General features: G+C 69.3%; 10 protein-coding genes. 6 read left to right on the top strand and 4 right to left on the bottom strand.

Annotated features, from left to right (window positions below):
• Positions 1 to 3 precede the first annotated feature (3 nt).
• Genes C5E06_RS06135 through C5E06_RS06125 form a run of 3 tightly spaced genes read right to left on the bottom strand, consistent with a single transcriptional unit; the run spans position 4 to position 2788 of the window.
• Positions 4 to 846 carry a hypothetical protein gene (locus C5E06_RS06135; protein WP_104306333.1) on the bottom strand — a complete coding sequence of 281 codons (843 nt, stop codon included), beginning with the start codon at positions 844 to 846 and terminating at the stop codon, positions 4 to 6.
• Complete coding sequence (locus C5E06_RS06130) at positions 843 to 1571, bottom strand: response regulator transcription factor (RefSeq protein WP_104306332.1); 729 nt, start codon at positions 1569 to 1571, stop codon at positions 843 to 845. Before C5E06_RS06130 ends, C5E06_RS06135 begins: the two co-directional genes overlap by 4 nt.
• Positions 1559 to 2788: a sensor histidine kinase gene (locus tag C5E06_RS06125; protein WP_104306377.1), complete on the bottom strand. Its 1230-nt coding sequence runs from the start codon at positions 2786 to 2788 to the stop codon at positions 1559 to 1561. The genes C5E06_RS06130 and C5E06_RS06125 overlap by 13 nt, the downstream gene beginning before the upstream one ends.
• Positions 2789 to 2917: 129 nt before the next feature.
• On the opposite strand from C5E06_RS06125, the gene C5E06_RS06120 reads away from it, so the two are divergent.
• On the top strand, positions 2918 to 3454 hold the full coding sequence (locus C5E06_RS06120) for a metallophosphoesterase (RefSeq protein WP_104306331.1): 537 nt from the start codon (positions 2918 to 2920) through the stop codon (positions 3452 to 3454).
• 33 nt (positions 3455 to 3487) lie between these two features.
• Here C5E06_RS06120 and C5E06_RS06115 read toward each other — a convergent pair whose 3' ends face one another.
• Positions 3488 to 4939, bottom strand: coding sequence for a helix-turn-helix transcriptional regulator (locus C5E06_RS06115; protein WP_258063083.1), 1452 nt, complete (start codon positions 4937 to 4939; stop codon positions 3488 to 3490).
• Positions 4940 to 5170: 231 nt separating this feature from the next.
• Here C5E06_RS06115 and C5E06_RS06110 point away from each other — a divergent pair, with 231 nt between their 5' ends.
• From C5E06_RS06110 to C5E06_RS06090, 5 genes are all read left to right on the top strand, one after another.
• A complete protein-coding gene (locus C5E06_RS06110; RefSeq protein ID WP_104240910.1) occupies positions 5171 to 7045 on the top strand; it encodes a phosphoenolpyruvate carboxykinase (GTP) in 1875 nt (624 codons plus the stop codon).
• 264 nt (positions 7046 to 7309) lie between these two features.
• Entirely contained in the window at positions 7310 to 9937 is a 2628-nt protein-coding gene (gene valS / locus C5E06_RS06105; protein ID WP_104306329.1) for a valine--tRNA ligase, read from the top strand.
• Positions 9938 to 10004: 67 nt separating this feature from the next.
• On the top strand, positions 10005 to 10532 hold the full coding sequence (locus tag C5E06_RS06100; RefSeq protein WP_146080224.1) for a hypothetical protein: 528 nt from the start codon (positions 10005 to 10007) through the stop codon (positions 10530 to 10532).
• Positions 10533 to 10534: 2 nt separating this feature from the next.
• Positions 10535 to 10885 (top strand): hypothetical protein, encoded by a 351-nt coding sequence (locus C5E06_RS06095; protein WP_104306328.1) that lies wholly within the window; start codon positions 10535 to 10537, stop codon positions 10883 to 10885.
• A 276-nt stretch (positions 10886 to 11161) separates the two neighbouring features.
• On the top strand, positions 11162 to 13252 hold the full coding sequence (locus tag C5E06_RS06090) for a M3 family metallopeptidase (protein WP_104306327.1): 2091 nt from the start codon (positions 11162 to 11164) through the stop codon (positions 13250 to 13252).
• Positions 13253 to 13273: the final 21 nt, after the last annotated feature.

Below are 13273 nucleotides of genomic sequence, written 5' to 3'. Positions count from 1 at the left end.
CGCCTACTCGACCGTCAGGAACCCCGAGCCGACGGACACGGAGAGCGTGTTCTTGGCGGAGTCCGACTGCCGGACATTGACGTTCGCCATCCCCGACTCGTTCAAGCCCGTCTCGAGCTTGTAGGTGCCGTCCGGCAGCGAGACGCTTCCGAAGCCCGACTCGATGGAGATGTCGGTGCTCTTCGGGGCCGCTCCCCCGAAGATGGCATTGAGGGCCCCCGAGCTGGCGGCGAGCGTCACATCCCCCGACACCTCGGCGTCGATGTTGGAAGCGCCAGACCCCGTCGTGAGGCTCAGGTTGGCAGCCGACCCCTCGAAGTCGCTCGCACCCGAGTTCGTCTCGATGACCAGGTCCCCGAAGTCGCCGTCGATGGTCGCGGCCCCCGAGGTGACGTTGACCTGCGCGTCCAGCTTCCCGTCCTCCAGGCTCTCCGGGAGGGTCAGCGAGAGCTCCTCCTCGCCGAACCCGCCGCCGTTCCTGCTGCCGCCCACCCGCTCGACGACGAGCTCGCCGCCCTCGGTCACGAGCTGCCACGCGTCGGCCTTCGTGAACCCCTTCGACTGCACACGCAGCTCGGCCTGCGAGACGTCGCCGAACTCGATCTCCATGCCGACCGAGTCGATGTCGACGCGCAGCGAGGTGACGCCGGCGATCGACTGGCTGATCGTGGTCTCGTCGCGCAGGACGTCGCGGAGGTTGGCGAAGAATCCGCTGGTCACGGTTCCGGCGACGACCATGCCGCCGATGATCGCGACCGTGATGGTGATCCACCCGAATCGCTTCGGGCTGATGCCGTCGGCGTCCGCGTCTGGGCGGGTGTCGGGCTCGAGAGTTGGCGTGGTCATCGGAGTTCTCCGTTCGTGGCGCGGGCCGTGAGGCCCTGTCCATCGAGGTGTGTCTGTGGCTGCGGGCGGGGCGCATGCCCCTGCCCGTCGAGGTGGGCGAGTACGGCGAGCACCCTGCGGTTGCCGCCGTCGCCCTGGTCGAGCTCGAGCTTCTGGAAGACCGCCGAGATGTGCTTCTCGACGCTCCCCGCGCTGACGTGGAGCGCCTCGGCGATCGCGTGGTTGGAGCGACCTTCGGCCATGAGCCCGAGCACCTCCGACTCGCGGGGCGTGAGGCGCTCGAAACGCGCATCCCTGGTCTTCCTGGCGAGCAGCTGGGCGACGACCTCGGGGTCGAGCACCGTGCCGCCGGCCGCGACGCTGTCGACGCCGGCGAGGAACTGCTCGACGTCGGCGACCCGGTCCTTGAGGAGGTAGCCGAGCCCGCCCCTCGAACTCGAGATGAGCTCCGACGCGTACCGCTCCTCCACGTACTGCGAGAGGACCAGCACGGCGAGGCTCGGGTCGGTGGCCCGGAGCCGGAGCGCGGCCCGGATGCCCTCGTCGGTGAACCCCGGTGGCAGGCGGACGTCGAGGATGACGAGCTCCGGGTCGGTCTCGGCGACGAGCCGGTCGAGCCTGCCGTCGTCGGCGAGGATGCCCACCATGGTGTGGCCGGCGTCCTCGAGCAGGCGGGCGATGCCCTCCCGCAGGAGCGCGGAGTCTTCGCAGATCAGGATGCGCATGGCACGCTCACCTCGATCGTCGTCGGGCCTTCCGGCGGGCTCGAGATCATGATCGCGCCGCCTGCCGCTTCGATGCGGTCGGTCACCCCGTCGAGTCCGCCGCCAGGGACGAGACGTGCCCCTCCCCGGCCGTCATCCTGGATGCGGGCCCAGAGCATCGAGCCGCGCATGCGGACCTGCACCGAGATCTCCGACGCACCGGAGTGCTTCGCCGCGTTGCCGAGCGACTCGGCGACCGCGAAGTAGACGGCGGCCTCCGCATCCTTCGAGCAGCGTCCGGGGAGCTGCGCGTCGAGCACGACGGGGATGTGCGAGCGGGCAGCGAGCCCCGAGAGCGCGGCATCGAGGCCACGGTCGGTGAGCACGGCGGGCTGGAACCCACGGGCCAGCTGCCGCAGCTCGGTGACGGCGTCCTTCGTCGAGGCGTGCGCCTCGTCGATGAGCTCGGCAGCCCTGGCGGGATCCGAGTTCAGCTTCTGCTTGGCCATGCCGAGCGTCATGCCGATCGAGACGAGCCTCGGCTGCACGCTGTCGTGCAGGTCACGCTCGATGCGGTCGCGCTCCGTGGCGGCGCCTCGAACAGCGACGGTGCGGCGACGCCCCGCGTCGCGCACCTCCTCCTCGAGCTGCTGCTCCCGGTCGCGGGAGAGGAGGCTGATGGACGCCGCGCGCTGCACGTAGGCGAACGCGACGATGAGGGCGATGGCGATCAGCAGCATGCCGATGCCGATGAGCAGGCCGATGAACGGGGTGACGGCGAAGTCCATGCCCCAGACGGTCAGGGTCTCCCGGTTCTGCAGCGGCGAGAAGAGCGCGAAGACGCCGGAGACGCCGAGCTGCAGGGCGCCGAGGGAGAGCGTTCCGAGCACCGCGACGATCACGAGGTGCAGCATCGCCTTCCAGTTCGCCCCGTCGGCGAACTGCACGAGGGGCGTGAGCACGAACCGCCAGCCGTCGCGGCGACGCGAGCGGCGCATCCCGGCGTCGTCGAGCGGCCGGTTGTAGAGGGCCGCCACCCGGCGCCGCTCGAAGGCGGAGACGCCGCGGAACGAGAACGCGAGGCCAGCGAGGACGACGACGCCGACGCCCAGCACGAAGAGCAGTCCGACGCCGAGTCCGAGGAGACCGAACATGAGCGAGAGGAGGAGCGGCGCGATGACGCCGCCGGCGGCGAGGTGCAGCGAGGTCAGACTCAGCTGCTTGACGTTGTTCTTCATGTCCACAACGCTATGGTCGCGCGCCTCGCCGCAACACGGAGCATCCCTCACACCTCAGCGGGGGTTTTCCCCCAGATGTCCCTCCGCCCGCACAGGGAGGAATCCGGGCGCAGCTGCGAGCATGGACGCATGACTCTGGACGTCGTGATCATCGCCGACACCCACCTCCCGAAGCGCGCTCAGGCACTCCCGGAGGTGCTCTGGCGGGCGATCGAACGCGCGGACGTGGTCTTCCATGCCGGTGACTGGGTCGACAGCGACACGCTCGATGCGCTGCAGGCTCGGGCGCGCAGGATGGTCGGCGTGTGGGGCAACAACGATGGCCCGGAACTGCGAGAGCGCCTGCCGGAGGTCGCCCGCGTCGAACTCGATGGCGTCCGCTTCGCGATGACCCACGAGACCGGGCAGAAGGCGGGTCGGGAGCGCCGCATGGACACGCTCTTCCCCGACACCGACGTGCTGGTCTTCGGGCACAGCCACATCCCGTGGGACACGACCACCCCCACCGGGCTGCGCCTCCTTAATCCCGGCTCCCCCACCGACCGTCGCCGACAGCCGCGGGTCACCTACCTGACCGTGCGGGTGGATGCCGGGCAGCTCACGCGGGTGGAGCTTCGGGACGCGCGCACGGGTGATCTGGTTCCAGACGCCGACGGCGCTGACTGAGCACCGGGTCCCGACTCCCAGCCCGGCTCCCGGCTACGCGTCGGCGGTCGCCGTGTCCGCGTCGATGTCGTGGCGCTCGAGGAACTCGAACACCTCGCGCTGGTCGACGCCGGGGAAGTCGCCCGTCGGGAGGGGCGAGAACACGTGCGCGTGCACTCGGGCGCTCGGCCAGGCCTTCGCCGACCAGCGCTCGCTGAGCTCAGCCCCCGGCGTGCGGCAGCATGCACCGTCGGGGCAGGTCGACGATGCGCGCTGCTTCGTGTCGCGCCCGCGGAACCAGCGGGCCTCGTCGAACGGCACGCCGATCGTGATGGAGAACTCGCCGGCGTCGGCGTGCCCGGTCTGGGTGGAGCACCAGAACGTGCCGGCAGGGGTGTCGGTGTACTGGTAGGTCTCCGTGGTCCGGTTCGTCCGGGCGAGGGCGCTCACGGCCGAGAACTTCCGGCACACGAACTGGCCCTCGACGGAGCCGGTGACGTCCTGCGGGAGCGGGAGGGAGTCGTTCTCGTAGGCCTTCGAGATGGAACCCTTGTCGTCGACGCGCAGGAAGTGCAGCTTGATGTCGAGGTGCGAGGTGAGCAGGTTCGTCATGCGCAGGGCGGCGGCTTCGTGGGTCACGCCGAACGCGTCCCGGAAGTCCTCGACGGCCATGTCGCGGCGCTCCTTCGCGTCGCGGAGGAACGCGACCGAACGCGCCTCCGGCATGAGGCAGGCCGCCGCGAAGTAATTGATCTCGAGGCGCTGGCGCAGGAAGTCGGCGTAGTCCTCGGGGCGGCGGTGGCCGAGCACCCGGTGCGCCATCGCCTGCAGCGCCATCGCGCGCAGCCCGTGCCCGCCGGGGATGGAGGCTGGCGGCAGGTAGATGCGGCCGTTCTCCAGGTCGGTGATGGAGCGCGTGGACCTGGGCAGGTCGTTGACGTAGATGAGCTGGAACCCGAGGTGGTCGGCCATCTTGCCGACCGAGTGGTGCATGAGGGCGCCGCGCGTGTGGTCCACCCTGCTGAGCAGCTCGTCGGCGAGCTTGTCGAGGTCGGGCATGTAGTTGTCGTGGGCGCGCATCGCGAGCCGCAGCTCGGTGTTGGCGCGGCGCGCCTCCTCGGGCGTCGCGCTCGCCTCGGTCCGGCGGCGCACGATCTCGCTGTGCATGCCGGTGAGGGCGCGCAGCACCTCGTCGGAGAGCGACTTCGTCGAGGGGATGCGCGGGAGCCCGAGCTCCTGGTAGACGGTCGAGGTCTGCGCGCGCTCGAGCTCGATCTCGAGGCGGGAGCGATCATCCGGCGGCGTGTTGGCGAGCATCTCGCTCAGGTCGACGTCGAACACCTCGGCGAGCTGCTGCAGCACGGAGAGCTTCGGCTCGCGCTTGCCGTTCTCGATGAGCGAGAGCTGGCTGGCGAGCAGCCCGGTCTTCTCGCCGAGCGCTTCGAGCGTGAGCGAGCGCTCCTTGCGGTAGTAGCGGATGCGCCGCCCGAGCAGGAGGGAATCCACTGCGCCGCCTTTCCCTGTGGTTGCTGTCGATTTTTGCGCAGCGGGGAAAGGACCGAGTCCGCTCATGGGTGCCTCCGGGCATCTGAATTGCTGATGTGTGAAATTTTGCCATTTTTCTCGGCCAATCTCCATCCCGGGGCGCCCGGCGCAGGTCAACACTGGGTGTACGACGCCATGCACGTATGCGAGACGGAGACAGCTCGCATGCAGAACCGTGAAAGCAGCATCGAAATGACTGAACAGGCACATGACCACCTCGACGTCCCGCAGCGGGCAGCGAACCCGGAAGTCAACGACTGGGTCCGCGAGATCGCCGCACTGACGAAGCCGAGCCGCATCGTCTGGTGCGACGGCTCCCAGTCCGAGATCGACGCCCTCACCGCCGAGATGGTCGAAGCAGGCACGCTCATCAAGCTCAACGAAGAGCTCCGCCCTGGCTCCTACCTCGCCCGCTCCGACGCCGGCGATGTCGCCCGCGTCGAGAGCCGCACCTACATCTGCTCGGAGAACGAGGAAGACGCGGGCCCCACGAACAACTGGCGTGCGCCGGCCGAGATGAAGGCCGAGCTGAGCGGCCTCTTCGACGGCTCAATGCGCGGCCGCCCCATGTACGTCGTTCCCTTCGCGATGGGCCCGCTCGGCGGGGCGATCACGCAGTACGGCGTCGAGATCACGGACTCCCCGTACGTCGTGCTGTCGATGGCTCTCATGACCCGCTCCGGCGACGGCGCCCTCGAGCACCTCACGCCGGGACGCGACTGGGTGAAGGCCCTGCACACGGTCGGCTTCCCGCTCGAGTTCGAGGACGGCTCGAGCCGCCCCGACGTCGCCTGGCCGCACAACGAGTCGAAGTACATCACCCACTTCCCCGAGACGCGGGAGATCATCTCCTACGGCTCCGGGTACGGCGGCAACGCGCTCCTCGGCAAGAAGTGCTTCGCGCTGCGCATCGCGTCGGCCATGGGGCACGACGAGGGCTGGATGGCCGAGCACATGCTCCTCATCCAGGTCACGAGCCCTGAGGGCAAGACCTACACGCTCACGGGTGCATTCCCCTCCGCGACCGGCAAGACGAACTTCGCGATGATGAAGCCGAAGCTCGATGGCTGGAAGGTCGAGACGCTCGGCGACGACATCGTGTGGATGCGCAAGGCGGCCGACGGTCGACTCAACGCTATCAACCCAGAGTTCGGGTTCTTCGGCGTCGCACCGGGCACGGGCTACGACACCAACCCCGTCGCGATGGAGACCATCACGACGAACACGATCTTCACGAACGTCGCGCTGACCGACGACGGCGACGTCTGGTGGGAGGGCATGACCGACGAGGCGCCCGCGCACCTCATCGACTGGCAGGGCAACGACTGGACTCCCGAGTCCGGAACGAAGGCCGCGCATCCGAACGCCCGCTTCACGGTGCGCGCCTCGCAGTGCCCGACCCTCTCCCCCGCCTGGGAGGCTCCCGACGGCGTGCCCGTCGACGCGATCCTCTTCGGCGGCCGCCGTGCGAGCAACGTCCCGCTGGTCTTCGAGTCGAAGGACTGGCAGCACGGCTGCTTCCTCGGCGCGACGCTCGCCAGCGAGCAGACCGCGGCCGCAGAGGGCCCAGTCGGCATCCTGCGCCGCGACCCCTTCGCCATGCAGCCCTTCGCCGGCTACCACATGGCCGACTACTGGGGACACTGGCTGAACATCGGCGCCGACCTCGGCGACAAGGCACCCCGCATCTTCCAGGTCAACTGGTTCCGCAAGGACCAGGACGGCAAGTTCCTGTGGCCCGGCTTCGGCGAGAACGTGCGCGCCGTGAAGTGGATCGTCGACCGACTCGAGAACCGTGCCGACTCGCTGGAGAGCCCTATCGGCCAGCTGCCCGTGACGAGCGACATCGACATCTCGGGCCTCGAGGGCTTCGAGCCCGCCGCACTCGAGGAGATCTTCACGGTCGACCCCGAGTCGTGGCTCGTGGAGGTCGGCGTGACCCGCGAGTACTTCGACAGCATCGGCGAGAAGGTCCCCGCGGCGCTCTACACCGAGCTCGACGCCGTGCACGGTGCGCTGGACGCGGCTGCCGCATCCACCCAGACCAAGGCCCCCATCGGGGCCTGACAGACGGCGGCGAGCGGGACTCCGACCACTCGCCGCAAGCTGTGCCCCTCCGCGCGCGCGTGGCGCGGAGGGGCGCACAACTCCTGGCAGCTCGAACCCCTGTGTTCGCAGCTGAGCCCCTCAAGGATGCGCCCCTGAGGGGCTTTTCCTTGCCCTCGCACGCGACCCGCCCGGCAACCCGCGACACCCCTGGAGCCGCTACCCTAGACGGGTTCACAACAGGCACCCCAGACTCGGTGCCGCCAACATCGACACGGAGTGTGCATGTCCAGCTCGCCCTCAGTTCCTTCTTCTTCCTCAACTCAGGGCATTCCTGACAAGCCCGTCCTCGAGGGCCTCGAAGTCAAGTGGGGTGAGCGCTGGGAGGACTCCGGCACCTACCGCTTCAACCGCGAAGGCGCGACTCGAGGCGACATCTACTCGATCGACACGCCTCCCCCCACGGCGTCAGGCTCGCTCCACGTCGGCCACGTCTTCTCGTACACGCACACCGACGTCGTCGCGCGCTTCCAGCGCATGAGCGGCAAGCGCGTCTTCTACCCGATGGGCTGGGACGACAACGGCCTCCCCACCGAGCGACGCGTGCAGAACTACTACGGCGTGCGCTGCGACCCATCGCTCCCCTACGAGGCCGACTTCACGCCGCCGCACGAGGGTGGCGACGGCAAGAGCATCAAGGCCGCCGACCAGCAGCCCATCTCGCGCCGCAACTTCATCGAACTGTGCGAGCAGCTCACCATCGAGGACGAGAAGGCCTTCGAGGAGCTCTGGCGCCAGCTCGGCCTCTCGGTCGACTGGACGCAGAGCTACCGCACGATCGACGACTCCTCGCGCCGCAAGAGCCAGCTCGGGTTCCTCCGCAACCTCGAGCGCGGCGAGGCCTACCAGGACCAGGCGCCGACGCTGTGGGACATCACCTTCCGCACGGCCGTCGCGCAGGCCGAACTCGAAGACCGCGAGCAGCCGGGCGCCTACCACCGCATCGGCTTCGCCCGCGAGGGCGGCGAGCCGATCTTCATCGAGACGACGCGCCCCGAGCTCCTCCCGGCGTGTGTGGCCCTGGTCGCGCACCCCGACGACGAGCGCTACCAGCCGCTCTTCGGCACGACCGTCACGACGCCCCTGTTCGGTGTCGAGGTGCCCGTGCTCGCGCATCCGCTCGCCCAGAAGGACAAGGGCAGCGGAATCGCCATGATCTGCACGTTCGGCGACGTCACCGACGTCGTGTGGTGGCGTGAGCTGAAGCTCCCGAACCGCACCGTGCTCGGCAAGGACGGCCGCCTCATCGCGGACGCCCCAGAGGCCATCACGAGCGAGGCGGGCAAGGCCGCGTACGCCGAGCTCGCCGGCAAGACCGTGTTCAGCGCCAAGAAGGCCGTCGTCGAGCTCCTCCAGGCGTCCGGCGACCTGGTCGGCGACCCCAAGCCCATCCAGCACCCCGTGAAGTTCTTCGAGAAGGGCGACCGCCCGCTCGAGATCGTCTCTACCCGCCAGTGGTACGTGAAGAACGGCGCGACCGACGTCGACCTCAAGGCCCGCCTCATCGAGCTCGGCCGCGAGATCTCCTTCTGGCCCGACTTCATGCGCGTGCGCTACGAGAACTGGGTCGAGGGCCTCTCCGGCGACTGGCTGATCTCGCGCCAGCGCTTCTTTGGCGTGCCCATCCCCGTCTGGTACCCCATCGACGCCGACGGCGAGGTGCAGTACGAGTCGCCCATCACCCCGGATGCGTCGCAGCTGCCCGTCGACCCGTCCTCCGACGTCCCGAACGGCTACACCGAGGCGCAGCGGGGCGAAGCTGGCGGCTTCCTCGGCGAGGTCGACGTCATGGACACCTGGATGACCTCCTCCCTCACCCCGCAGCTCGCTGGCGGATGGGAGTCCGACGAGGAGCTCTTCGGTCTCGTCTTCCCCTACGACCTTCGCCCGCAGGGCCAGGACATCATTCGCACGTGGCTCTTCTCGACCGTGCTGCGCGCGCAGCTCGAGCACGGCGTCGCCCCCTGGTCGAACGCCACGATCTCCGGCTTCATCGTCGACCCCGACCGCAAGAAGATGTCGAAGTCGAAGGGCAACGTGGTCACGCCCGCCGACATGCTCCAGGCGCACGGCTCCGACGCCGTCCGCTACTGGGCGGCCTCCAGCCGCCTCGGCACCGACGCGGCGTTCGACCCGAAGAACCCGACGCAGATCAAGATCGGCCGCCGCCTCGCGATCAAGGTGCTCAACGCGTCGAAGCTCGTGCTGGGCTACGGCGACCACGTCGGCGAGGTCACGGAGCCGCTCGACCGCTCGATGCTCGCCGAGCTGAACCGCGTCGTCGGCGAGGCGACGAAGGCGTTCTCCGACTACAACCACGCTCGCGCGCTCGAGGTCACCGAGACGTTCTTCTGGACGTTCTGCGACGACTACCTCGAGCTCGTGAAGGAGCGCGCGTACGGCGCCGGCGAGGACGCCGCGGCTCAGGCCTCGGCCGTCACCGCCATGCGCTCGGCGATCGACGTGCTCCAGCGCCTCTTCGCCCCGTTCATCCCCTTCGCGACCGCCGAGTCGTGGTCGTGGTGGCACGACTCCGAGCTGCACACGGCGGCCTGGCCGACGTCGGCGGACCTCGCGGCGGCCGGCGACCAGGACGGCGCGCTCCTCGCACTGACAAGCACGGCCCTCACGAGCATCCGCGGCGCGAAGACCGCGGCGAAGGCTTCCCAGAAGACGCCAGTGGCGAGTGCGGTCATCGCGGCACCCGAGGAGTCGGTGGCGCTGCTTCGCCTCGCTTCCGCGGATCTCCGCCACGTCGGTCGCATCGAGCAGCTCGACTTCGAGGTCGCCGAGGCGCTCGAGGTCCGGGATATCGAGCTGCTCGTCGTCCCGCAGACCGAAGCGTCGTCGTAGGCTGGGGGTTCCCCCCAAGTCTGAGTGCAGCAGCGACGTCAGTGACAGAAGAGGAGTCAGGGCCGGCATGACAGTTCCTGAAAAGGCCAAGCCCCGCAAGCGAACGCGGGACCGCGCCGCGGCGCGTCCCAGCATCGAGGTCAGGGCCATGGGCCCGACCGACTACTTCGTCTGGCAGCCGCTCTTCGCGCAGCACGTGGATGCGCTGGGCGAGAGCTCGAACGACGGGCGCGCGCTCGGCGTGTGGCGCCACGTCGCCAGCAAGACGGGCAACCTCGAGGGCATGATCGCGTTCGTCGAGGGCGAGCCCCGCGGCTACGTGCTGTTCCGTGAGCGCCTCGACATCCGCGGTGCGCGCACGGTGCTGAACATCGAGGCGAAGTACTCGGGCGCCGACTCGAACCGGGCGGCCGTCAACGAGGAGCTCCTCGGCGCGGTGTTCGCCGCGGCTGCGAAGCGCGGATTCGACGCCATCTCGTGGCTGGTCGACGCCGAGGACGAGGTCGGCCTGCAGCAGTCCGCGCGCATGGGCAGCCGCAGCGACGAGGTCCGCTTCGAGATCTCCGTCGACTCCCGCCAGCAGAACGAGGGCTAGACGTGCTCATCGGCGAACGGTGGCGGGCGGGCAGCCGCCCGCCCCGCTCGCTCGAGAAGTACCCGGAGTTCGTCGAGGCCTGCTCCGCACAGGAGCACTTCCTCTCCCCGACCGTCGACGATGTCTCGAAACTGTGGTGGACGCTCACCTGGCTCGAGGGGCGGCCCGTCGCCGAGCTCGAACAGGGGCCGCGGGTCGCGCTCCGCGCTGACGGCTCGGTGCAGGTGAGCGGCGCCGACGAACCGGTCGGAGCTGGCGTCGGCGTCGCCGACGGGGACTCCCCCGAGCACGACGTGTTCGACGAAGACGAAGATGACGACGATCTCTTCCCGGAGCCAGCGCCCCGCGCCTGAGCGGCGTCTCCCCGCTGCCCGGCCCTGCTGCCCGCTCGACCTCTCCGCACCGCCGGGCCCTGCCTGCGTGCCCCGATCCCCTCTCGTCCACGGTCCGCTCCCCGTCCCGGTCCCCGGTCCCCGGTCCCCAAAGCTGAGTTGTGGTCGTCTCGATCGCGTGAGAACGACCACAACTCCGCTCTGCGTTTCGCGGACGGGGTGACGACCGGATGCGTCCGCTGAGCGCGGACAGCGGATGCGCGTGCCGTGTCGGTGGTCGCGCCTAGGGTTGGAAGCATGACCCAGACCGTGCAGCTCGACGCCGAGAACCCGTTCGCCAACCCCAGCTCGCTTCCCTTCCAGTTGCCGCCGTTCGGAGAGGTGCGCGAAGAGCACTTCCTCCCGGCGTTCGAAGCTGGCATGGCGCAGCAGCTCGCGGAGGTCCAGGCGATCACGGCGAACCCCGAGCCTGCGACGTTCGCGAACACGGTCGAGGCCCTCGAGCGATCCGGCCAGCTCCTCGAGCGCACGGCCGCCGTCTTCTTCACGCTCAGCTCCGGCGATGCGACCCCGGGCATCGACAAGATCGAGGCGGAGATCGGGCCTCGGCTGACGGCGCACGAAGACTCCATCACGCTGAACCGGGCACTGTTCGCGCGCATCCAGTCGGTGTACGACACCCGCGAGCAGGCAGGGCTCACCGACGAGCAGACGTTCCTGGTCGAGAAGCTGCACCGCAACTCGAGCCTCGCGGGTGCCGGCCTCGACGATGCGTCTTCGGCTCGTCTGCGTGAGCTCAACGGCCGCCTGTCGGAGCTCGAGGTGCAGTTCGACCAGAAGCTGCAGGCCGACAGCAACGCGCTCGCCCTGGTCGTCGACTCCGCGGAAGAACTCGCGGGGCTCGACGAGAGTGCCATCTCGGCCGCATCCGCTGCCGCGGAGGCTCGCGGGCTCACCGGCAAGTACTTGATCTCGCTGGTGCTCTTCACGGGCCACCCGCTGCTCTCGACGCTCACGAACCGCGAGACGCGACGCAAGCTGTTCGAGGCGTCGTCCGCGCGCGGCAGCCGCGGTGGCGACCACGACACGAGGGCCACGGCGCTCGAGATGGTGCGCGTGCGCGCCGAGCGGGCCCGTCTGCTCGGCTTCGAGAACCACGCTGAGGCCGCCGCGGCGAAGTCGACCGCAGGGAGCGCATCCGCGATCCGAGCGCGCCTCGAGCAGCTCTCGACTCCCGCCGCCGCCAACGCGCGCCGTGAGCAGGACGTGCTGCAGGCCACCATCGACGCCGAACAGGCCGCGGCCGGTGAGCCGAGCTTCGCGCTCGAGCCGTGGGACTGGGCGTTCTACACCGAGAAGGTGCGCGCCCGCGACTACGCCGTCGACACGTCGCAGATGCGCCCGTTCTTCGAGGCGAAGGCGGTGCTCGAGAACGGCGTCTTCTACGCCGCGAACCGCCTCTTCGGAGTCACGTTCACCGAGCGGCCCGAGCTGCGCGGTCACCACGCGGACGCGGTCGTGTACGAGGTGGGCAACGAGGACGGCACCGAGGTCGGGCTGTTCTCGCTCGACCTCTACACGCGCGATTCGAAGCGGGGTGGCGCGTGGATGAACTCGGTCATTCAGCAGAACCGCCTGCTCGGCGAGCCGACGGTCGTGCTCAACACGTTGAACGTGCCGAAGCCCGCTGAGGGGTCGCCGACGCTGCTCACGTTCGACGAGGTGGAGACGCTCTTCCACGAGTTCGGGCACGCTCTGCACGGCCTGTTCGCGCTGGTCGGCTACCCGAGCCTCGGTGGCACGAATGTGCCCCGCGACTTCGTCGAGTTCCCGAGCCAGGTGAACGAGATGTGGATGCTGTGGCCCGAGGTGCTGCGCAACTACGCGAAGCATCACGAGACGGGTGAGCAGCTGTCGGAGGAGCTCGTCGAGCGCCTGCTCGACTCGGCGTCATTCAACGAGGGCTTCGGCACCAGCGAGTACCTGGCTGCGTCGGTCATCGACCTCGAATGGCACTCGCTGTCGCCCGAGGAGGCGGCCGGGGTGACCGACGTCGAGGCATTCGAGCAAGCCGTCCTGCGCCGCTACGGGCTCGATCTTCCCGCCGTGCCGCCGCGGTACACGCTCCCCTACTTCCAGCACATCTTCGCCGGCGGCTACAGCGCCGGCTACTACGGCTACATCTGGAGCGAGGTGCTCGACGCGGCGACGGTCGACTGGTTCGCGGAGCAGGCGGAGCTCGACGGCGGCCTGCGAGCTGCGGGCGAGCGCTTCCGTCGCAGCATCCTCGAGCCTGGTGGCTCCCGCGAGGCGATGTCGCTGGTCAGCGACCTCCTCGGCGGTCCCGCCCCCATCGAGCCGCTGCTCAAGCGCCGCGGACTGCAGTAGCTGCGATGGAGGGGCTTCGGC

Origin of the sequence: Pseudoclavibacter sp. RFBI5 (assembly GCF_002931395.1) — a bacterium.
Lineage (GTDB): Bacteria > Actinomycetota > Actinomycetes > Actinomycetales > Microbacteriaceae > Pseudoclavibacter.
Note: the sequence above shows the minus strand (reverse complement) of the source record. Positions and strands in the feature narration are given on the sequence as shown.

Excerpts from the sequence above, each read along its gene's own strand:
- C5E06_RS06135 (WP_104306333.1), bottom strand. The coding sequence starts at position 846 with ATGACCACGCCAACTCTCGAGCCCGACACCCGCCCAGACGCGGACGCC.
- C5E06_RS06130 (WP_104306332.1), bottom strand. The coding sequence starts at position 1,571 with ATGCGCATCCTGATCTGCGAAGACTCCGCGCTCCTGCGGGAGGGCATC.
- C5E06_RS06125 (WP_104306377.1), bottom strand. The coding sequence starts at position 2,788 with ATGAAGAACAACGTCAAGCAGCTGAGTCTGACCTCGCTGCACCTCGCC.
- C5E06_RS06120 (WP_104306331.1), top strand. The coding sequence starts at position 2,918 with ATGACTCTGGACGTCGTGATCATCGCCGACACCCACCTCCCGAAGCGC.
- C5E06_RS06110 (WP_104240910.1), top strand. The coding sequence starts at position 5,171 with ATGACTGAACAGGCACATGACCACCTCGACGTCCCGCAGCGGGCAGCG.
- valS (WP_104306329.1), top strand. The coding sequence starts at position 7,310 with ATGTCCAGCTCGCCCTCAGTTCCTTCTTCTTCCTCAACTCAGGGCATT.
- C5E06_RS06100 (WP_146080224.1), top strand. The coding sequence starts at position 10,005 with ATGACAGTTCCTGAAAAGGCCAAGCCCCGCAAGCGAACGCGGGACCGC.
- C5E06_RS06090 (WP_104306327.1), top strand. The coding sequence starts at position 11,162 with ATGACCCAGACCGTGCAGCTCGACGCCGAGAACCCGTTCGCCAACCCC.